Origin of the sequence: Streptomyces sp. NPDC001068 (genome assembly GCF_042897315.1) — a bacterium.
In the GTDB taxonomy this organism is placed as follows: domain Bacteria; phylum Actinomycetota; class Actinomycetes; order Streptomycetales; family Streptomycetaceae; genus Streptomyces.
The window spans coordinates 176,521-198,013 of sequence record NZ_JBIAYD010000003.1; the positions used below are offsets into that span (position 1 = coordinate 176,521).

At 70.8% G+C, this 21,493-nt stretch carries 13 protein-coding genes; 5 read left to right on the plus strand and 8 right to left on the minus strand.

All coding sequences use genetic code 11. The annotated features are described in order from the left end of the window. The first annotated feature begins 10 nt into the window (after positions 1-10). From ACFY3I_RS10235 to ACFY3I_RS10255, 5 genes are all read left to right on the plus strand, one after another. Complete coding sequence (locus ACFY3I_RS10235; protein ID WP_390860220.1) at positions 11-451, plus strand: hypothetical protein; 441 nt, start codon at positions 11-13, stop codon at positions 449-451. A 69-nt stretch (positions 452-520) separates the two neighbouring features. Beyond that, a complete protein-coding gene (locus ACFY3I_RS10240) occupies positions 521-1,219 on the plus strand; it encodes a spermidine synthase (RefSeq protein ID WP_390860221.1) in 699 nt (232 codons plus the stop codon). Positions 1,220-1,329: 110 nt separating this feature from the next. Then, positions 1,330-2,070: a response regulator transcription factor gene (locus tag ACFY3I_RS10245; protein WP_365290694.1), complete on the plus strand. Its 741-nt coding sequence runs from the start codon at positions 1,330-1,332 to the stop codon at positions 2,068-2,070. Beyond that, complete coding sequence (locus tag ACFY3I_RS10250) at positions 2,067-3,173, plus strand: ATP-binding protein (protein WP_390860222.1); 1,107 nt, start codon at positions 2,067-2,069, stop codon at positions 3,171-3,173. Before ACFY3I_RS10245 ends, ACFY3I_RS10250 begins: the two co-directional genes overlap by 4 nt. Positions 3,174-3,498: 325 nt before the next feature. Further along, complete coding sequence (locus ACFY3I_RS10255; RefSeq protein ID WP_390860223.1) at positions 3,499-7,311, plus strand: multifunctional oxoglutarate decarboxylase/oxoglutarate dehydrogenase thiamine pyrophosphate-binding subunit/dihydrolipoyllysine-residue succinyltransferase subunit; 3,813 nt, start codon at positions 3,499-3,501, stop codon at positions 7,309-7,311. 73 nt (positions 7,312-7,384) lie between these two features. On the opposite strand, the gene fxsT (ACFY3I_RS10260) is transcribed toward ACFY3I_RS10255, so the two are convergent. From fxsT (ACFY3I_RS10260) to ACFY3I_RS10295, 8 genes are all read right to left on the minus strand, one after another. After that, positions 7,385-10,963 (minus strand): FxSxx-COOH system tetratricopeptide repeat protein, encoded by a 3,579-nt coding sequence (gene fxsT, locus ACFY3I_RS10260; RefSeq protein ID WP_390860224.1) that lies wholly within the window; start codon positions 10,961-10,963, stop codon positions 7,385-7,387. Between the two features lie 17 nt (positions 10,964-10,980). After that, positions 10,981-12,180, minus strand: coding sequence for a CHAT domain-containing protein (locus ACFY3I_RS10265; protein ID WP_390860225.1), 1,200 nt, complete (start codon positions 12,178-12,180; stop codon positions 10,981-10,983). Between the two features lie 100 nt (positions 12,181-12,280). Further along, entirely contained in the window at positions 12,281-14,080 is a 1,800-nt protein-coding gene (locus ACFY3I_RS10270; RefSeq protein WP_390860226.1) for a magnesium chelatase, read from the minus strand. A 9-nt stretch (positions 14,081-14,089) separates the two neighbouring features. Next, positions 14,090-15,034 (minus strand): AAA family ATPase, encoded by a 945-nt coding sequence (locus ACFY3I_RS10275; RefSeq protein ID WP_390860227.1) that lies wholly within the window; start codon positions 15,032-15,034, stop codon positions 14,090-14,092. Next, positions 15,031-15,408 (minus strand): CU044_2847 family protein, encoded by a 378-nt coding sequence (locus ACFY3I_RS10280; protein ID WP_390860228.1) that lies wholly within the window; start codon positions 15,406-15,408, stop codon positions 15,031-15,033. Before ACFY3I_RS10280 ends, ACFY3I_RS10275 begins: the two co-directional genes overlap by 4 nt. A 100-nt stretch (positions 15,409-15,508) precedes the next feature. Then, a complete protein-coding gene (gene fxsT, locus ACFY3I_RS10285; RefSeq protein ID WP_390860229.1) occupies positions 15,509-18,520 on the minus strand; it encodes an FxSxx-COOH system tetratricopeptide repeat protein in 3,012 nt (1,003 codons plus the stop codon). 126 nt (positions 18,521-18,646) lie between these two features. Then, positions 18,647-20,224, minus strand: coding sequence for an aKG-HExxH-type peptide beta-hydroxylase (locus ACFY3I_RS10290; RefSeq protein WP_390860230.1), 1,578 nt, complete (start codon positions 20,222-20,224; stop codon positions 18,647-18,649). After that, complete coding sequence (locus ACFY3I_RS10295; protein ID WP_390860231.1) at positions 20,221-21,420, minus strand: FxsB family cyclophane-forming radical SAM/SPASM peptide maturase; 1,200 nt, start codon at positions 21,418-21,420, stop codon at positions 20,221-20,223. The genes ACFY3I_RS10290 and ACFY3I_RS10295 overlap by 4 nt, the downstream gene beginning before the upstream one ends. Positions 21,421-21,493 lie beyond the last annotated feature (73 nt).

A 21,493-nucleotide genomic window follows, 5' to 3' on the forward strand; every position in this document is an offset into this window, starting at 1 on the left:
GAACTCCGACGTGGGCGTCGCCACGGACCCCGGCACGGGCGTCGCCGCCGGATCCGACCCGGACCACGCCACCGACTCCGGCGAGCGCCCCGCCACCGGCCCCGGCACGGGCCTGACCACCGCCCCCGTCGCGGGCCCGACCGTCGACCCCGACGCGGGCGTCGCCCCCACCCCCGGCGAGCGCCCCGCCTCCACCCCCGGCGACGGCGTCGCCGTGGGGTCCGGCATCGGCGCGCTCCCGCGCGTCCGCGCGGTCCGGTTCACGGTGAGGCGCTCCTTCCGTTTCACCCCACCAGCCTTCGCCGTCCGTCGAGCCGCTGTCTGTGACCGGGGCCACGCGGGGAGCGATTCACAGGATTTTCCGAAGAAACGTGAGGGGTTGGGGGAACCATACGAGTCACCCGAGGCCGCCGTCGGACGCGAAGCGCCGGACGGCCCCTCGAACGAGTGACACCCGGGGGACCGTCCGGCACCGGTAATTCGCGTGGCGGCAAAGCCCTGTTGGGGCAGGATGGCCGGTATGGCGCACACCACCGGCACGACTTCCGTGGACGACGCCCCTCCCGTGGTCCTGGACCGGCGCGAGGGTCCGTACGGCGAGGTGGTCCTGCGCAGACACGGCGGGCTGCTGCAGATCATCGCCAACGGCTGCTTCCTGATGGACACCTCCGACGGCCGCTCGGAGCGGCTGCTCGTGGACGCCGCCCGGGACGCGCTGGACGGACGGCCGGAGCCGGCCGTGCTGATCGGCGGGCTCGGCGTCGGGTTCTCGCTCGCGCACGCCGCGCGGGACGCCGGGTGGGGACGGATCACCGTCGTGGAGCGGGAACCGGCCGTCGTCGACTGGCACCGGGACGGCCCGCTCTCCCCGCTGTCCGCGGCCGCGTTCGCCGATCCGCGCACGGAGATCGTCGAAAGCGATCTCGTCGCCTACGTCAATGAGACTTCCGACACATTCGACGCGCTGTGCCTCGACATCGACAACGGGCCCGGCTGGACCGTCGACGAGGACAACGAGGGCCTTTACTCGCCCGCCGGACTCGCAAGCTGCGCAAGGGTGTTGAGACCGGACGGGGTGCTCGCCGTATGGTCCGCGCAGCCCTCCGCCGAATTCGAGGAAACCTTGTGGAATGCCGGGTTCAAACAGGTGCGTACCGAAGAGATCCCGGTTGCCCGGGGCGTTCCCGACGTCGTTCACCTCGCCGTCCGCCCTGGATAGCGAGTGCGCCGCCTGTCCCCGTAGGGTGCATCCCTGACGCGGGTCATTCAAGCGTCAATCGCAGTCATGGGATCACCCCACTGATTCCGGAAAGCACACAGGGGCGGGCGATGGAGCAGACACACACCTCCCACAACGGCACGGCCACGGCTACTCCGGGCGCTCAGCGCCGGGTCCTGGTCGTCGAGGACGACGCCACGATCGTCGACGCCATCGCGGCCCGTCTGCGCGCCGAGGGATTTCTCGTGCAAACGGCCGGCGACGGACCGTCGGCCGTCGACACCGCCGAGGCCTGGCAGCCCGATCTGCTGATCCTCGACATCATGCTGCCCGGCTTCGACGGTCTGGAGGTCTGCCGCCGCGTGCAGGCCCAGCGGCCGGTGCCGGTGCTGATGCTCACCGCGCGCGACGACGAGACCGACATGCTGGTCGGCCTCGGGGTCGGCGCCGACGACTACATGACCAAGCCGTTCTCCATGCGGGAGCTGGCGGCCCGGGTGCACGTCCTGCTGCGCCGGGTGGAGCGGGCGGCCGTCGCGGCCTCCACCCCCCGGTCCGGCATCCTGCGCCTCGGCGAGCTGGAGATCGACCACGCACAGCGCCGGGTGCGGGTGCGCAGCGAGGACGTGCACCTCACGCCGACCGAGTTCGACCTGCTGGTGTGCCTGGCCAACACCCCGCGCGCGGTGCTCTCCCGTGAGCAGCTGCTCGCCGAGGTGTGGGACTGGGCGGACGCCTCCGGCACCCGCACGGTCGACAGCCACATCAAGGCGCTGCGCCGGAAGATCGGGGCCGAGCGGATCCGCACCGTGCACGGTGTGGGCTACGCGCTGGAGACACCGACGCCATGACCGCGGGGCCGGCCGGACCGAGAGGCCCCGGGGAGGAGCCCTGGGGCACCGTGCGCCCGTTCTCGATCAAGACCAAGCTCGGCGCGCTGGTCGTCGTCTCGGTCCTGATCACCACGGGTCTGTCGATGATCGCGGTGCACACCAAGACGGAGCTGCGCTTCATCACGGTCTTCTCGATGATCGCCACACTGCTGATAACGCAGTTCGTGGCGCATTCGCTGACCGCGCCGCTGGACGACATGAACGCGGTGGCCCGGTCCATCTCGCAGGGCGACTACACCCGCCGGGTACGCGAGAACCGCCGGGACGAACTGGGCGACCTCGCCGAGACGATCAACGTCATGGCCGACGAGCTGGAGGCCCAGGACCGCCAGCGCAAGGAGCTGGTGGCGAACGTCTCGCACGAGCTGCGCACGCCCATCGCGGGCCTGCGGGCGGTGCTGGAGAACGTCGTCGACGGGATCGCCGAGCCGGACACCGAGACCATGCGCACGGCCCTGAAGCAGACCGAGCGCCTCGGGCGGCTGGTGGAGACCCTGCTGGACCTGTCCCGCCTGGACAACGGCGTCGTACCGCTGCGCCAGCGCCGCTTCGAGGTGTGGCCCTACCTCTCGGGTGTGCTCAAGGAGGCCAACATGGTCGCCGGGGCACGCGGCGTGGCCTCGAACTCGGGCAGTCACACCCGCACCGACGTCCATCTGCACCTGGACGTCTCGCCGCCGGAGCTGACCGCGCACGCCGACCCGGAGCGCATCCACCAGGTGGTGGCGAACCTCATCGACAACGCGGTCAAGCACAGCCCGCCGCACGGCCGGGTGACCGTGAAGGCGCGTCGGGGCGCGCTGCCGGAGTCGCTGGAGCTGGAGGTCCTGGACGAGGGCCCCGGCATTCCGCGCTCGGAGTGGCACCGCGTCTTCGAGCGCTTCAACCGGGGGGCCGTACGACGGCCGCACGGGCCCGGCAGCGACGGCGGTACGGGGCTGGGGCTGGCGATCGCCCGGTGGGCGGTGGATCTGCACGGCGGCCGGATCGGCGTGGCCGAATCCGACCGGGGCTGCAGGATTATCGTCACCCTCCCGGGGCTTTCCTCCGTCCCAAGTTGACGTAAAGTTCGATTCGGAGCCTCAAGATCCACCCGCGCTCCGTCGGCCGTCGGTGCCGCCGGACCCCTGTGATCAGGTGCGGTCTCCGCGCACGTCGTCACGGGTGCCGGAGTGAGGTGATCATCCGCGTGGCGAAGCCATGCCCGATTCGGTCCTCTCAGAGCGGAACCACGCTTGTTTCCCGCCATTCCGAGCGCCGAAACACGCTTTCCGGTGTGACTTACACGACGATGAACCGGCCCGACCTGACCTTCACGGTCATGGAGGCGTAGCCTTTATTCCCGCTGTCCATCACCTTGTGAAGCGGAAGAGGGCGGTTACCGCCGTGTCGCCACAGTCCCCCAGTAACTCGAACATCTCGACCGACGCAGACCAAGCGGGCAAGAATCCCGCAGCCGCGTTCGGACCGAACGAGTGGCTCGTCGACGAGATCTATCAGCAGTACCTCCAGGACCCGAATTCGGTAGACCGAGCCTGGTGGGACTTCTTCGCCGACTACAAGCCGGGAGCGCCCGCCGCCTCGGCTCCGGCGGGTACCGCGGCCGCGGGGGCCGCGGGCACCACGACGCCCGCGCAACCGCCGGCCCAGCAGGCCGCGGCTCCGTCCGCGCCGGCTCCCACCGCGCCCGCGCCCGCGAAGCCCGCTCCGGCCGCGCCCCAGGCCGCCGCGCCCGCTCCGGCGCCCGCGAAGCCCGCGCCCGCCGCCGCGGCCCCCGCCGCGAAGCCGGCCGCCGCTGCCGCCAAGGCCGCGCCCGCCGCCGAGGCGCCCGAGGGCCCGGATCTGGTCACCCTGCGTGGTCCCGCCGCCGCCGTCGCGAAGAACATGAGCGCCTCGCTGGACGTGCCGACCGCCACCTCGGTCCGCGCGGTCCCGGTGAAGCTGCTGTTCGACAACCGCATCGTCATCAACAACCACCTCAAGCGCGCCCGGGGCGGGAAGATCTCCTTCACGCACCTGATCGGCTTCGCGATGGTGCAGGCCCTCAAGGCCATGCCGTCGATGAACTACTCGTTCGCGGAGAAGGACGGCAAGCCGACCCTGGTCAAGCCGCCGCACGTGAACTTCGGCCTGGCCATCGACCTGGTGAAGCCCAACGGCGACCGCCAGCTCGTCGTGGCCGGCATCAAGAAGGCCGAGACGCTGAACTTCTTCGAGTTCTGGCAGGCCTACGAGGACATCGTCCGGCGCGCCCGCGACAACAAGCTGACGATGGACGACTTCACCGGCGTCACGGTCTCCCTGACCAACCCCGGCGGCCTCGGCACCGTCCACTCGGTCCCGCGCCTGATGCCCGGCCAGTCGGTCATCATGGGCGTCGGCTCCATGGACTACCCGGCGGAGTTCCAGGGCACCAGCCAGGACACCCTGAACAAGCTCGGCATCTCGAAGGTCATGACGCTCACGTCGACCTACGACCACCGGGTCATCCAGGGCGCCGCCTCCGGCGAGTTCCTGCGCCAGGTCGCCAACCTCCTCCTCGGCGAGAGCGGCTTCTACGACGACATCTTCGAGGCCCTGCGGATCCCCTACGAGCCGGTCCGCTGGCTCAAGGACATCGACGCCTCGCACGACGACGACGTCACCAAGGCCGCCCGGGTCTTCGAGCTGATCCACTCCTACCGGGTGCGCGGCCACGTCATGGCCGACACCGACCCGCTGGAGTACAAGCAGCGCAAGCACCCCGACCTGGACATCGTCGAGCACGGCCTCACCCTGTGGGACCTGGAGCGCGACTTCGCCGTCGGCGGCTTCGCCGGCAAGTCGATGATGAAGCTGCGCGACATCCTCGGCGTGCTGCGCGACTCGTACTGCCGCACCACCGGCATCGAGTTCATGCACATCCAGGACCCCAAGCAGCGCAAGTGGATCCAGGACCGCGTGGAGCGTCCGCACTCCAAGATGGAGCGCGAGGAGCAGCTGCGGATCCTGCGGCGCCTGAACGCGGCGGAGGCCTTCGAGACCTTCCTGCAGACCAAGTACGTCGGCCAGAAGCGGTTCTCCCTGGAGGGCGGCGAGTCCGTCATCCCGCTGCTCGACGCGGTGCTGGACTCGGCCGCCGAGTCCCGCCTGGACGAGATCATCATCGGCATGGCCCACCGCGGCCGGCTGAACGTGCTCGCCAACATCGTCGGCAAGTCGTACGCGCAGATCTTCCGCGAGTTCGAGGGCAACCTCGACCCGAAGTCGATGCACGGCTCCGGCGACGTGAAGTACCACCTGGGCGCCAACGGCACCTTCACCGGCCTGGACGGCGAGCAGATCAAGGTCTCGCTGGCCGCCAACCCGTCCCACCTGGAGACGGTCGACCCGATCATCGAGGGCATCGCCCGCGCCAAGCAGGACATCATCAACAAGGGCGGCACCGACTTCACGGTGCTGCCGGTGGCGATCCACGGCGACGCGGCCTTCGCCGGCCAGGGCGTGGTGGCCGAGACCCTGAACATGTCGCAGCTGCGCGGCTACCGCACCGGCGGCACGGTCCACATCGTCATCAACAACCAGGTCGGCTTCACCGCGGCCCCCGAGTCCTCGCGCTCCTCCATGTACGCGACGGACGTGGCCCGCATGATCGAGGCCCCGATCTTCCACGTGAACGGCGACGACCCGGAGGCCGTGGTCCGCGTCGCGCGGCTCGCCTTCGAGTTCCGTCAGGCGTTCAACAAGGACGTGGTGATCGACCTCATCTGCTACCGCCGCCGCGGTCACAACGAGTCGGACAACCCGGCCTTCACCCAGCCGCTGATGTACGACCTGATCGACAAGAAGCGCTCGGTGCGCAAGCTCTACACCGAGTCCCTGATCGGTCGTGGCGACATCACCCTGGAAGAGGCCGAGCAGGCCCTGCAGGACTACCAGGGGCAGCTGGAGAAGGTCTTCACGGAGGTCCGCGAGGCCACCGCGCAGCCGGCCGTCTCCGACGCCCAGGCGCCGCAGGACGGGTTCCCGATCGCCGTCCCGACGGCGATCTCCACGGAGGTCCTCAAGCGGATCGCCGAGTCCCAGGTCAACATCCCGGACTACTTCACCGTCCACCCGCGTCTGCTGCCGCAGCTGCAGCGCCGGGCGGCGATGATCGAGGACGGCACGATCGACTGGGGCATGGGCGAGACCCTCGCCATCGGCTCGCTGCTGATGGAGGGCACCCCGGTCCGGCTCTCCGGCCAGGACTCCCAGCGCGGCACCTTCGGCCAGCGCCACGCGGTCCTCATCGACCGCGAGACGGGCGCCGACTACACCCCGCTGCTGTACCTGTCCGAGGACCAGGCCCGCTACAACGTCTACAACTCGCTGCTCTCCGAGTACGCGGTGATGGGCTTCGAGTACGGCTACTCGCTCACCCGCCCGGACGCGCTGGTGATGTGGGAGGCGCAGTTCGGCGACTTCGCCAACGGCGCCCAGTCGGTCATCGACGAGTACATCTCGGCGGCCGAGCAGAAGTGGGGCCAGACCTCCGGCGTCACGCTGCTCCTCCCGCACGGCTACGAGGGCCAGGGCCCGGACCACTCCTCGGCCCGGATCGAGCGCTACCTCCAGCTGTGCGCGCAGAACAACATGACCGTCGCGATGCCGACCCTCCCGTCGAACTACTTCCACCTGCTGCGGTGGCAGGTGCACAACCCGCACCACAAGCCGCTGGTCGTCTTCACCCCGAAGTCGATGCTGCGTCTGAAGGCGGCGGCCTCCAAGGCGGAGGAGTTCACGAGCGGGCAGTTCCGCCCGGTCATCGGCGACGACTCGGTGGACCCGGCCGCGGTCCGCAAGGTCGTCTTCTGCACCGGCAAGGTCTACTACGACCTGGAGGCCGAGCGGCAGAAGCGCGGTGTCACGGACACGGCGATCATCCGGCTGGAGCGCCTGTACCCGCTGCCGGGTGCGGAGATCCAGGCGGAGGTCAACAAGTACCCCAACGCCGAGAAGTACCTCTGGACCCAGGAGGAGCCGGCGAACCAGGGTGCGTGGCCGTTCATCGCGCTCAACCTGATCGACCACCTGGACCTGGCGGTCGGCGCCGACGTCCCGGCCGGCGAGCGCCTGCGCCGCATCTCGCGACCGCACAGCTCCTCCCCGGCCGTCGGTTCCGCGAAGCGGCACCAGGCGGAGCAGGAGCAGCTGGTGCGTGAGGTGTTCGAGGCGTAGGTCTCGCGACGCGTCTGCGGAAGGGTCCGGTTCCCGGTGGGGGCTGGACCCTTCTGCTTTCTGCGGGGAGGGATCAGGTGGTTTGGGGTTCGAAGTCCCAGTGGGGGCGGGTGCGGGAGCGGGCCGAGAGGGTGTGGGGGTGCTGGGGGCCGAGGGTCGCGGCCAGGTCCGCGAGGGCCTCCTGCTCGATCCGGTCGGCCTGCTGGCGGTTCCCCAGGCTGCGCAGGTCGTCCGCAAGGGCGGTTCGGGCGGACAGGGTCAGGGGGTGCGTAGGGCCGAGGGTCTGCGTCGCTCGGGCGACCGTGAGCCTGCTGAGTTCGGCGGCGGACTCGGTGTCGCCGCCCGAATTGCGCAGCGCGGCGGCGTTGATGGCACAGCCCAGTGTGTAGGGGTGCTGTTCCCCCACCTCAGTGGTCATGTCGGCCAGCGACTGTTCGGTGAGGGCACGTGCGTTCTCCCGTTCGCCGGACGCGTTCAGGAGCAGGGCGTGGTTGGCTCGTACCCCGGTGATGAACGGGTGCCCCACCGGCAGCAGGTGCTCGTAACGGGCGACAAGGATCTCGCTCGCCTCACGGGCCCGGTCGATGTCACCGTGTTCTCGGACGAAGCAGCTCTGGCTCACCGCGGCTCCGAGCGTTTCCAGATGGGTCTCGCCCAGCTTGCGGTCGTAACGCTCCAGCACGCGGGTGAGCAGTGAGTGGGCCCGCGTGTGGTCTCCGGAGCGGTGGTGGCAGAGTGCCAGATTGTGCGCGGCGCGCAGGGTCTGGGGGTTGTCGGGACCCAGGACGGACCCATGCTCCCGAACGTTCATCGTCTGGATGGTCTCGGCTTCGGCATACCGGCCCATCAGACGCAGGTCGACGGCATAGGACACCTCGGAGAAGAGGGTGAACACGTGGCGCCTGGAGAGGATGCGGCGGCGTGCGTCCAGTGTCTGCCGGTCTATCTCCAGCGCTTGCCCGTAGCGTCCGAGCTGGCGCAGGGAGAAGCCGAGGTTGTTCAGCGCGTTCAGGGTCCGAGAGTCCTCCTCCCCCAGGAGGTCGCGGTACGCCGTATGGAGCGACCGGCTCAACTCCAGAGCCTCCTCGTAGCGGCCGAGACCCCGTAGGTCGGCGGCGAGACCGCTGGCCATCCTGAGATGGTCGACGTCGTTCAGGCCTCGCTCTTCCCGCAGTCGCTGCACGGCGGCGCGCTCGATGGCCTCCGTCTGTGCGTAATGCCCGTCGGCGCGCAACAGGTTGGCGTAGTGGTAGATGAGTTCCCAGATCTGCGGATGGGACTCGCCCAGCGACGCCTGCCAGTGCTCAACGGTCCGGCGCCCGAGTTCGATCCCTTCCGCGTACTCGCCGATGAACAGCAGATAGCGCAGGGAGTTGAGGAGCAGGGTCTGCACCCCCGGGTCCGTACTGCGCAGCGTGTCCGCGTATCTCAGGTGCGGCACTATCTCTGCGTACGCGCTCCAGTCACGGCTGTCGCTGGGACGGCCGGGATCGGCTTCGGCCAGCGCCCCCCGCACCACATCGCCGTAGAACCGCAGTTCCTCGGGTGTCATGTCCTGGTGGACGATCCGATGGACCATCCGGTGCAGATACAGCGAGTCACCGGTGGAGGGTGCGTCGTCGGGCGTCTGCTCGTACGACTCCAGGCGTACCACGGAGTACTGCCGCAGCTGGTTGATCGCCCTGGCCCACAGCAAGGGGTCGCCGAGGAGCCCCGCCAGCTGATCGGGCAGGCCGTCACGTGGCGTCTCCCGCAGCAGGCGGAGGGGGATGAAGCCTGGCGCGAAGAACGTGCACAGGCGCAGCAGGTCGACGGATTCCGGGACGGTGTCGCGCAGCTTGTTCAGGAGGATGGACCAGGCGGTCCGGAAAGTCACCGGGAAATCCATGGACACCTTGACGACGTCTTGGTCGAGTCCGGAGTCCAGCAGGGCGATGTAGTCCGCGACGGACAGTTCGGAGTCGTCCAGCCAGCCGGCCGTCTGGTCCAGGAGAAGAGGCAGGTCCTCCAGTGCCTCGGCGAGTTGGTCGGCATCGGCCCCCGTCAGCCGGGGCGCCCGCAACCTGATGAAGGCCACCGACTCGTCCCGGTCGTAGACCGGTACGTCGAGGAGCCGGCTGTGGTGGTCGGCCCACTCGGGATTGCGGGACGTGATGATCACATGTCCGGGGCCGGTGGGGATCAGGTCCCCGATCTGGTCGGGGTCGTCGGCGCCGTCCAGGACCAGCAGCCAGCGGGAGTACGGCTCGCCCCGGCGCAGCGCCTCCCGTACCGCCCGCAGCCGCTCGCCGTATTCCTCACCCGTGGACAGGCCGAGTCTCGGGGCGAGTTCGGCCAGCAGACGACGGTAGGTCACCCTCTTCTCGGCGTTGACCCACCACACCACGTCGTACTCGGAGCCGAAGCGGTAGACGTACTCGGCGGCGAGCTGTGTCTTCCCCACCCCGGACATGCCGTGCAGAGTGAGGACCCCGGCGTCCGGCTCGCTGCTTTGGAGCAGGGTGTAGGCGTCGTTGAGGAGCTGTTCGCGACCCGTGAAGCGGGTGTTTCGGCGCGGTACGCCTCCCCACACCTCAGGCGCGGCTAAGGGGAAACGCGGACCGCGCGGCCCTCCGCGCGGCTCGGGCAGCAGGTCGGACGGAAGTTCCATCCGGTCCAGGAGCCGCCGCTCGGCCTCGTCGGCGTTCATGCGGGTCAGGTCGACCGCAGCCAGTACGGCGATGCCCGAGGGCACAGCGGCTTCGGTGATGGAGACGGCGACGAACCGAGACGGATCCGGTGCCACGACCTCGCGCAGGGCCGCGTTCCACTCCTCGTGTGTACGGCTGCCCAGCCGGAAGTACCGGTCGCTGACGATGATGAGAACCCGACCCTGGGCAAGCGTCAGGTCGCGCAGCAGATGCACCAGGGGAACCTCCGCCGGTGCGTCCCAGCGCAGATGGACCACCCGCACGCCACACCGCTCCAACCGGTCCCCGATCCACGCCGCCCAGGCTCGGTTGAACCCGGCGAAGCTGATCGTGATCGTCTCTCGCTCGTCCCGAACGGCTGATTGGGCCAGTCCGTCTCTCCGAGGCGGTGGGCTCGCCTCGGCCCGTGACCCGGCCTCGGGGGGTTCGTCCGGCCCGCTCCCGACGAGCAGCCGCGACAGCGCGCCCCGGAAGCCGCGGCGGCCCCGGTCCGCCGGCGGTGCCGTCGCCACGGTCGTGATCACCGGCTGGTCCGGGGCCGGTCTCGCCGCCGGTGGGCCGCCGGGCTCGCGCTCCCCGATCTCGGAACGCAGCTCCGCCTTGCGCACGGGTACACCCCACTGGTTGCTGATCGTCAGCCAGAGGGACGCGGTCCCCGGCTCGTTCCCCGTCGACACGGCGAAGCGAGCCGGGCCGTATGTGCCGCCGAACCTGTGCAGGACGACAGCCGGTTCGTCGAGGGCGGCACAGGCGAAGAGCCGGGCGCCCTCCAGGGTGACGGTGAAGGTGAACTCCTCTTCCTGCCACGGCCAGTCCGGCTCTGTGGCGGTCCCGTCCCGGAGCGGTCCGCGCAGGTCGACGGTGACGAGGTAGTCGCAGTCGGTCTCGGCCTGGCGCGGCCACGCGACGACAGGCTCGATCAGCAGTGGGACCTCGTCGGTGTCCACGTCGTTCGTACGCACCGGTCCAGCGTGCCCGTTCATCCTCCGATACTCCGTCCCTCGTCGTAGCCGGCGAGCTGCAGCGTGGTGAGCGGGTGTCCGTAGTAGTGGAACATGAAGGCGTAGAGGAGTCGCAGGACCCGCTTCTGACCGACGGCGTCGACCTGCCCGTCATCGTTGCGAACACTCGGGATGTCGGCCAGGCCACCGAACTCCTCGAGGGCCTCCGCCCGAAAGGCCCGGAGCTTCTCGCTGAGGGGCTGCCGGGACCGAGTGGTGACCTCCCGTACCAGGCGGTGCACCATGGCCCGCGCCTCCGGGTCACCGATCGCTCCCGCGGTGACGATGCAGCCGCCCGCGCCCTTGCGCAGGAACAGTTCGGCGAAGCCACGCAACGCCTCTTCGCCCTGCGCTCTGTTGTCGACGAAACGGCCGGAGTGGCAGGCGTTCAGGCAGACCAGGGAGTGGTCCCTGCCCAGCAGGTGCATCCTCTCGCCGTTGAACTCGGCCCAGGTCCGTCCCCCGAGCTGCAGTCGGGTGACCGTGTGGCCGTACTCGCCGTGGCAGCCCATGTACACGAGGGCCGTCCGGTCCCCGGAGGCGTCGAGGGCCCTGAGGAACGGGGTGAGCTCTTTGTGCGGCCGTGGGACGTAGGGCTTGAGAGCGCTGTGGTCGTGTTCCATGTCCCGGTGCAGATACGCCAGGACGCCGCCTTGGAACGCGTCCGTCTCGCGTGGCAGGTCGTGGCCGACGTCGTACACCGTGGTCCATCGCGCGACCGCGACGAGGGCACCCAAGGGGCCTCCCCCCAGCCCGAGTTCCGGTTCGCCGGGGAGGCGGAGCAGCTCCCAGGGCAGTTCGTACCCGGTGTCGTCCCAGATGATGAGGCGCAGGTCGGCTCCGTGCCGCGTCCGGACGCGGTTGATCCAGTGGGCGAGCGCCGGTTGGTTGTCCGACCAGTGCAGAACGGCGCGCAGGACCTCGGAGGGAAACTCGCCGTCGCCCCGCCTGAGGTTGCCGAGGCTGACCCCCGGGGCAATCAGCCGGGTCGGTCCGGGCGCACAGGTGACCTTGAGCGAGCCACACCAGCCGTGCAGCCGGTAACCGTCCCGGCCGTCGGGGGTGTGACTGCGCTGAACCCGCAGGACCGCGAAACCCTCCGGCAGCCGGACGCCGGGACTGGTCCTGGTCCGTCCGAGTCCGGCCGCCGACTCCTGGGGGCGGCGTAGATTCAGCACTGGGCTGATCTCCCGGCGCACTGCCGCCTTCAGCCCTGGCAGCGCTGCACGACGTACGGCGCTTCCGGCCTCCGCCCTCCAGCGGGGGGCGCGCGGCTGTTCACCGTTCATCCTGACCCCCTCGTCCCTCGATCACCAACCCGCCCAGGGCGTCGGCCAGCTGGCCGGGCAGGTACCCATAGGTGGCCCGGGCCGGATCCACCACGGCCGTGTGCACCCGGGTGCGGTCCATGGCCGCGATCCGTCTCGCGGTCTGCAGGGCGTCGGTGACCCCGGCCGCGGCCACCTCACCGGGCGGCCGGCCGCCATGACTGACAGCCAGCGGAACATTGCCCCGGCCGTCGGTGACCACGACCACCCAGGCCTCGGTGAGCCCGTTGCCGGGCTGCCGGAAGGCCCGCCGCAGCACCCGTACCGCTTCCTCGATGCCATGGGCGAGTGGAGTGGCGCGGCCCGCCGGCCGGTACAGGGAGGCGAGTACGCGCGGGTGCATGACGCTGCGGGCCGAAAACGAGTCGGCTCTCAGTTCGTCGACGGCCCGGGCGCCACCGACCTCGATGATCTGTACGGCGGCGCGCTCGGTGTAGGCCCAGTGCAGGAACGGGGCCAGCGCGTCCTGCCAGTCCCAGTCGTCTTCCCGGCAGGTGTGGTCCAGGACCAGCACCAGCATGCGGTCCGGGGTACCGGCCCGGACATGACTGTGCAGGTCGACCGGCAAGATGGTGAGCCGTTCGGCACGGCGAAGACGTTGGTGCACGGCGGCTTCGCGGACCGTGCGGACGTAGGCGAGGTCGCGGAGGTTGCCGGCGCGCCGGGTGCCGATCACCGTGCCGCGCGCCGAGGCGGGACCCGCGGTGCGTTGCCAGGGGCTGCGCAGCGGCGCGAAGTCGCGCAGCACTTCGGTCTCGTCCTCAGGGTAGGGCGTGGCGAGTACGGCGGGCGTGCCTCCGGAATTACTGCCGATCGGCTCCGCGGGTTCGGTTTCGAGCAGCGGCTGTGCCGGCGCGGTGGTCTCCCGTTCCGAGACACTCTCGTCAGAGGTGCTTCGGTACGACGCGCTGTGGATCCGCCTCAACGACGGCAGCGGTACGGGCTGCGGCGGGTCCGCGGCGACGATGGGCAGCGGCCTGTCCGGCACGGTGAGGCCCATGATCCGCGCCGCCGCGTCACAGTGCGCGGCGGTCGCCGTGCGCTCGCCTCGCACCGCCGCGACAGCGCGGGCGAGTCGGGCCAGGGCCAGTTCCCTGCGCACGCTCGGCCCGGGGCCGAGAAGCATGTGTACGCGCTCCAATGCCTCATCGGTGACCGTCGCGGGCAAGGCGCCACGGACTGCCGCCCATGCCTCCACGTCCGGCAGCGGAAGCCTCAGGCCCGCTACCGACAGCCGTACGGCGAATCTGTCCAGCAGATGCGGGCTCAACCGCCCCGCCTCGGCCGACCGGCAGGCCACGAGCCAGCGCGCCGTCGGGCGTACCGTGAGGCTCAGGCCGGTGTGTTCGACCACGGCGACATCGGCACCCAGGAGTTGTACCGCGGCTCGCATGCCGGCGACGCTCAGCCGGGCCAGGTCGGGCACCACGATCAGCGGCGGTCGCCCGGAAGAGCCGTCGCCCTCGACAAGAGGGCCGGGTTCGGTACGGAAGGAGATGCCGTCGCGCCCGCGATGCAGCCGGGTGCGGGTCCAGAGGTCCTCGTCGCGACTGGTGGCGCCCAGCATGACCGGAGTCCCGCCGCCTCCGAGGATGCCGGTGAAGAGACGGGCGACCGGGTCGACGAGCCTGGGGTCCAGGTCGAAGAGGAGAACGCCGGACAGAGCCTGGTCCGCGGCGGCACAGGTCAGGGCGAGCATGAGTCTCGCCGCAAGGTCTTCCGGTCCCGCGAGGATCCCGTCGGTGGTCACGGCGACGCCTCAGACTGTCTCGAAGAGTTCCCCGACCTGGGCTTCGTCCTCCGGCCCCCAGTCGAACACGGCACCATGGGCGGACTCCGGCCGTCGGTGCCGCAGCGCCATGGGCAGAACGCGGCGCAGGTGTTCGGGACCGACCTCGTCCGCTCCCTCCAGCGCCGCCAGGGCACGAGCGGCGAGCATCGCGACGATCTCGCCCCGCTGCCCGACGGCATCGACCCGCTCGGCCGCTACCGCGCACAGTCGCAGGACCTCGTCGGATACATGGACGGACTGCGCCCGGCGACGAGCGGCCGTCAGGCGTTCACGGACGTCCGTGCCGTCCTTCTCCGCGGCGGTCAGCCAGTCGGACTCCTCTTTGGTGAGTTCCCGCTCGAAGTCGAGAACGGTCCGGAGCATGTGCTGCCGGGCGTCCCCTTCAAGCTGCCCGGCGCTGACCATCAGACCGAAGCGGTCGAGGAGTTGAGGTCGCAGTCCGCCCTCCTCCGGGTTCATGGTGCCGACCAGGCCGAAGGAGAGGTGCTTCGCGGTGGCGAGGCCCTCGCGCTGCACGGACAGCACGCCGGTGGAGACGACGTCGAGGATGATGTTGACCAGGTGGTCATCGAGGAGGTTCACCTCGTCCACATAAAGCAGCCCCTTGCCGTCCGCCTCCTCCAGGAGACCCGGCTGCGGGCGCGCCTCGCCCCGGATCAGCGCGTCGAGGTCCCAGCCGCCGAGGACACGGTCGTCGGTGGCGTTGATGGGCAGTGTGACGGGGAGTTCGCCGTGTGCCATCAGGGCGAAGGCCCGAACGAGGGTGGACTTGGCGGTGCCCCGCGGGCCGGCGATCAGCACTCCGCCGATGCGCGGCACGATGTGGTTGAGCTGGAGAGCCAGCTTCAGCTCCGGCTGTCCCACGACCCGCGCGTACGGCAGGATGTGGATGCCGCTCGCGGCCCGGCTCACGAGGCGGCTCCCGTCCCGGTGCGCCACCGGAAAGTGATCTGCAGCTGGGCTTCTGCTCCGCTCTTGACCAAAGCGGCCACTCCGGCGTCCACCTTGATGGCGAGCTGCATCTCGATCTCGTCGGGCCGGACGTCCTCGCCCAGTTCTCCGAACCGGCGGACCGCCTGGGCAGCGCACCGACGGGCGAGGTCGAGGGCGTCGGTGTAGGCGTCGCGGGCGACCTGTACGACGCGCTGGGCCGGTCCGTCCCGGGTGATCTCGTCGCCGTAGACCGCGTCGAGTCCGTCGTAGGAGGCCGGACGCAGGTCGGTCTCGATCTCGATGGGTATGGGTCCGTCCGCACCGTCCGGCTCGGGCCCGACCAGGATCACCACACGTCCCCCTGAGTGAACTCACGTGTGTTGCAGGCATGTTGAGACCCGACTCCTTCCCCGACGGCCGGACTTTATGCGCGCCAGGGAAGCGGAGCGGACGTCAGCTGGCCTGGGGCTCGAAGTCCCAGTACGGGCGGTTGCGGGCGCGGGCCGAGACGGTGTGGACGTGCTGCTTGCCCAGCGTCGCCTCCAGGTCGGTCAGGGCCTCCTGCTCGGCCTTCTCCGCCTGCTGCCGGGCCCGCAGTCCACGCAGGTCGGCCGCGTAGGCGACCCGGGCGGACAGGGTGAGCGGGTGGGTACGGCCGAGGGTCTCGGTGGCGCGGGCGATGGTCACCCTGCTCAGTTCGGCGGCGGACTCCGTCTCACCGACGAGGTTGCGCAGCGCGGAGGCGTTGATGGCGCAGCCCAGCGTGTAGGGATGGCGCTCGCCGACCGCCTCGGCCATGCCGGCAAGCGCCTGTTCGGTCAGGACGTGGGCGTGCTCCCGCTCGCCGACGTTGCGCAGGATCAGGGCCTGGTTCGACCGGGCGCCGATGGTGAACGGGTGTCCCTCCGGCAGCAGTTCCTCGTACCGGGCGATGACCGACTCGCTGGTCTCGCGGGCCAGGTCGATGTCACCGTGCTCACGGTTGAAGCAGCTGTGGCTGACGGACGCGGCGACGGTGTGGAGGTTGGTCTCGCCCAGTGTGCGTTCGTAGCCCTCCAGCACCTGGGTGAGGAGCGCCCCGGCCGAGGCGCGGTCCCCGCTCCGCAACTGGCAGAGCGCCAGGTTGTGTTCGGCCCGCAGCACGTCGGGGGTCCGTTTGCCCCCGACGTAGCCGTACTCGCGCAGGTTGTTGGCCTGGATGGACTCGGCTTCCGCGTACCGGCCCAGCAGCCTGAGGTCGATGGAGTAGGACACCTCGGAGAAGAGGGTCATCAGGTGGCGGCCGGTCAGCACCAGACGGCGCTGGTCCAGCGTCTTCTGGTCGATGGCCAGGGCTTCCCCGTACTCGCCGAGCAGCCGGTGGGCGAAGGCCAGGTTGTTCAGGGCGCTCAGGGTCCGGGAGTCCTGCTCGCCCAGGAGGTCCCGGTAGGCCGGGTGGATCCACGAGTACAGGTCGAAGGCCTGCCGGTACCTGCCCAGCCCCCACAGGTCGGCCCCCAGGCCGTTGGCCACCCGGAGGTAGTCCAGGTCGTCCTCGCCCCGTTCCTCGCGGAGCCGTGCCATGGCCGCCCGGTCGATCGACTCGGTCTCCTCGAACCGCCCGGCCGACCGCAGCAGGTTGGCGTAGTGGTGGGTGGCCTCCCAGACACGCGGATGCGACTCTCCGAGGAGTTCGCGCCACGCGTCGACGGTCCGTCTGCCGAGTTTCCAGCCGGAGGTGTACTCACCCGCCCACCACATGTAGCGAAGGCAGTTGAGGACGAGGAGCTGGACCCGGCGGTCCGTGCTGTTGAGTACGTCGGCGTACTTCAGGTGCGGCACCAGCTCCGCGTACGCCTGCCAGTTGCGGGTGTCGGTCGGGCGGCCGGGGTCCGCCTCGGCCAGTGCGCGCCGTACCACGTCGATGAACTCCCGCCGGTTCTCCTCGGGCATGTCCTTGCCGACGATCTGGTGGACCATCCGGTGCAGGTACACCGACTCACCGGGCGACGGCGTCTCCTCCGAGCCGATCTCGTGGGACTCCAGCCGGACCACGGAGTACTGCCGCAGCTGGTTGATCGCCTTGTTCCACAGCAGCGGATCGTTGAACAGCCTGGTCAGCTGCTCCGGCAGGTCGTCGCTGGACATCTCCCGCAGCATGCGTACGGGGATGAAGCCCGGCGCGAAGAAGGTGCACAGACGCAGCAGGTCGACCGACTCGGGGACGGTCTCGCGCAGCTTGTTCAGCAGTATCGCCCACGCGGTCTGGAAGGCCAGCGGGAAGTCCGCGGAGACCTTGACGACGTCCGGGTCGACCCCGTCCTCCAGCAGGGCGATGTAGTCGTCGACGGAGAGGTCGGAGTCGTTGAGCCAGCCCGCCGTCTGGTCCAGCAGCAGCGGCAGGTCCTCCAGCGCCTCGGCGAGCTGGTCGGACTCCTGCTCGTTCAGACGGGGCGCGCGGCGCCTGATGAAGGCGACCGACTCGTCGCGGTCGTAGACGTTCACCTCCAGCAGCTTGCTGTTGTGCTCGCCCCACTCCGGGTTGCGGGAGGTGATGATCACGTGTCCCGGGCCGGTGGGCACCAGGTCCCAGATCTGGTCGGGCTCGTCGGCGCCGTCCAGGACGAGCAGCCAGCGCGAGTACGGGTTTCCGCGGCGCAGGGAGTCCCGGACCGCGCGGAGGCGCTCGCCGTACTCGTCGCCGGTGGCCAGCCGCAGCTTCGGGGCGAGTTCGGCCAGTACGCGGCGATAGGTGACCCGGCTCTCGGCGTTGACCCACCACACCACGTCGTACTCGGAACCGAACCGGTAGATGTACTCGGCGGCCAGCTGGGTCTTGCCCACTCCGGGCATGCCGTGCAGCGTGATGACACCGGCGCCGTGATCGCTGCCCTGGAGCAGGTGGTAGGCGTCGTTCAGCAGCGGTTCGCGGCCGGTGAACCGGGTGTTGCGGCGCGGTACGGCGCCCCACACCTCGGGCATCGCGGCCGGGAACCGGGGTCCGCGGCGGTTGCCGTCGGCCGGTCCGGGAAGCGGCTCGCTCGGCAGGTCCAGGCGGTCCAGCAGACGCCGTTCCGCCTCGTCCTCGCCCATGTTCGTCAGGTCGACCGGGCCCAGCACGGCGATCGCGGCCGGCACCTGGGTGTTGGTGACGGACACGGCCGCGAACCTGGCCGGGTCCGGTCCGACCACCTCGCGCAGTGCCGCGTTCCACTCCTCGAAAGTCCTCGGGCCGAGCTGGAAGTACCGCTCGCTGACCAGGACCAGGATCCGGCCCTCGGCGAGCGCCAGGCCGCGCAGAAGGTCGACCAGGGTCTCCTCCGCCGGGGAGTCCCAGCGCACGTAGGAGACCCGGACGCCGCGCCGTTCCAGCCTGTCCCCGATCCACGCCGCCCAGGGCCGGTTGAACCCCGCGAAGCTGATCGTGACGGTCTGCCGCGCGGCCCCCCTCTCGGTCGGCCTGACCGGCGTACGAGTTTCAGACATGCGACGGCCTCCACGCGTAGTCATAAAATCCTAGAACCTCGGTGCGGCTCTGGGGAGTCCGGCGACTTCGGAAGCAACACCTCGACTCTTCGATCTTTGCGCAGCCCGGCCTGAGAAGTCGTCATTTCAGCGCGATTCCCTGCGGGGCTGACGCTGTGTCCACAGTGACCGCACAGCCTCCACGTACGCCTGCGCACGCGCCGTGTGCCCCCGGGGCGCGGGATGCGCGGCGAGCCCTTCGTGGGCGGCCGCCATCTCGTCCACGAACCGTCGTCCCACCGTAGTCAGGTCGGACGAGGCGACCAGCGCGGGCAGGGCCGCCCCCACCTGTGCGTGGTAGCGCGCGTACTGCGTCCACGCGCCCTCCCGGCGCGCCGGCTCCGCGGTGAGCGCCCGGCGCTGGAAGAAGTCGGCGAGGGCGAGGTGCGAGTACGCGCCCTGGAGCAGGCCGTCGTACGGCCTCGGGTCGGGGCGCCAGGGCGCGAAGTACCGCGCCGCCGGTCCCGCCCGGTGCAGTTCCACCATCTCGTTCAGCGCCGCCAGTTTGGTGTGCTGGAGTTCGTGGACGATGGTCGCCGCGAAGGCGAGCGGGGTCGCGGGAGCACTGCTGAGCAACGCCCCGAACGCCTCGCGCCGGGTTCCGCTGCAGCTGCCCCGGCCGGCGGCACCGGGCGGCATCTCCAGCGGGATCAGGCAGCGCAGCAGCGCGAGCGCCTCGGTGAGCCGGCCCGTGCCGCCGGTGCGCAGGGCGGCGCCCGTGCCGGACCAGGTCTGCAGCCACCGCTTGCGTTCGGCCTCGTCCGGGGCCGCGGGGCCGCTCAGCGCGTACTGATCGGGTTCGCGGGGCGGGACCCGGTAGGGGTCGAGGTCGTCGAGGGGCACCGGCGCGGCCCCGGGGACCAGGCCCGGGAGCGTGTACGCCGAGGTCCAGGCGCGCGAACCGGACCACGCGCCGCTGCCGCTCTCCAGGTGGACGGTCACCCGGCCGAGGGTCATCCGGCCCTGCCGGTAGGAGACTTGGACCCGCGTCTCCGGCGTGCGCAGCGCGCCCAGCGACGGCAGCACGAGGATGCCGTCCCGGGCCGTCAGTTCCGTGGTGAACGGGAGGCCGGCGCGGGCCGCGGCCACCACCGCGACGGCGCCGAAATGGGCGAGGTCGAGGACGAGTTCCCGGCGCCGGTCGTCCGTCGGCGCGGCACCGCGCGGGTCGAGGACGGTCAGGCAGCGGCGGGCCCACGGGCCGAGCAGCGGGTGCCCGAGCCTGACCCGCGCCGGGGACCCGGGGTCGGCCGACCGCGCCGGGAAGCCAGGGTCAGCCGACCGTGCCCGGGAGCCGGGATCCGCCGACCGCGCCGGGGGGCCGGGGGCGGCGGTCCGCGCCGGGGGGCCAGGGTCCGCCGGCCGTGCCCGGGAGCCGGGATCCGCCGTCCGTGCCGGGAAGCCGGGATCCGCCGTCCGTGCCGGGGGGCCGGGGGCGGTGGTGCGGTCCGCCGCTGTCAGCAGGGCCCAGTCCTCCCGCAGCCTCGCCCTCGCCGCGGGAGGGCACAGCGCCGGACCGGCCGCATCGGCCGCGTCCAGCACCGCGCGCAGCAGGAGCAGCCGCCGGGTGTCCTGGTCCCGGACCAGGAGGGCGAGCGTGTCGGCGCTCCCCTCGGTGCGCCCGAGTTCGGCGAGGACCTCTTCCGGGACCGCCGGGAGTATCACGGGGTGCCCCCTTCTCGTGCGGCCGTCGCCGGTACCGCCTCCGCGGCGAGCCGGCCGGCCACGTGCCGGATGAAACGCTCCAGGTCGGCGCAGTACACCGAGCGGTTGCGGAAGCCGTGCCCGGCCCGGTACCGGTGGGCGTAGTGGCCGCCGCCGCACACGGAGAGCAGCGGACAGGACCGGCACTCGTCGGCGAGGGCCGCCGGGCCCGCCTGCCGGGCGGCGACCCCGGGGTGCCGCAGCGCTTCGTCGAACGCGTGCCGGAAGACGTCCAGGCCCGTCCGCGCGGCACCCTCGTACGCCGATTTCAGCGAGTCGACCTGTTCGATCGACCCGTCCGTCTCGACCACGAGCGCGTCGAAGGGGGCCAGTCCGAGGGATTCGCCGGCCGCCGGCAGTCCCAGCAGCAGGGCCAGGCACTCCTCGAAGAGCCGCACCCGGGTCTCCCGCCGCCCGGCCGACCACCAGCGGTCGAAGACCGCGCAGAGCCAGTCGCCGTAGGCGACGCCCTCCGCCCGCGGCGGCGGGGACGACCAGTTGCCGTGCGGAAGCAGCAGGTCCACGGCGGGCGGGCGGAGTTCGAGCAGCGACTCGTACGTCTCCACCGGGTCCAGCGCCGGGTCGACGACGGTGAGGATGCCCGCGTACGACTCCGGGAAGTGGTCGGCGAGCAGTCGCGCGCCGCGCAGCGCGGCGGGCCAGGAGGGGCGGCCCGCGTGGTCGACGCGCCGCGCGTTGTGCTCCGCGCGGCCTCCGTCGAGGCTGACGCCGACCTGGACGCCGTGCCGGGACAGGACGGTCAGGTGGTTCTCGGTGAGGAGGGTGGCGTTCGTCTGGACGGTGGCCCGGACGGCGCAGCCGGCGGGCACCCGTGCGCGTACGGCGTCGGTGAGGCGGCCCAGCGTGTCCGCGCCCGCCAGCAGGGGTTCCCCGCCGTGCAGGACCAGGGAGACCGTGCTCAGGGCGTGGGTGCGGGCGTGTTCGGCGATGCGGTCGGCGGTGCGGTCCAGGACGGCGGGCGGAGCGGCGGCGGGGCGGGTGCGCCAGGTGCCGTCCGGGCCCTCGTAGAGGTAGCAGTACGTGCAGGCCAGGTTGCATCGGCCGTGCACCTTCACGATGAACTGACGGAAGGGGTGACCGGTCGCAGACACTCCAGCACCCCCATGCCGTACCTCTCCACCCGTATCAGCCCGCATTCCCGGTCGGACGCCGGACGCAAACCCGATGCGATCGAAGTCGCCTATTTCTGATTCAACTTGACCGAACGCG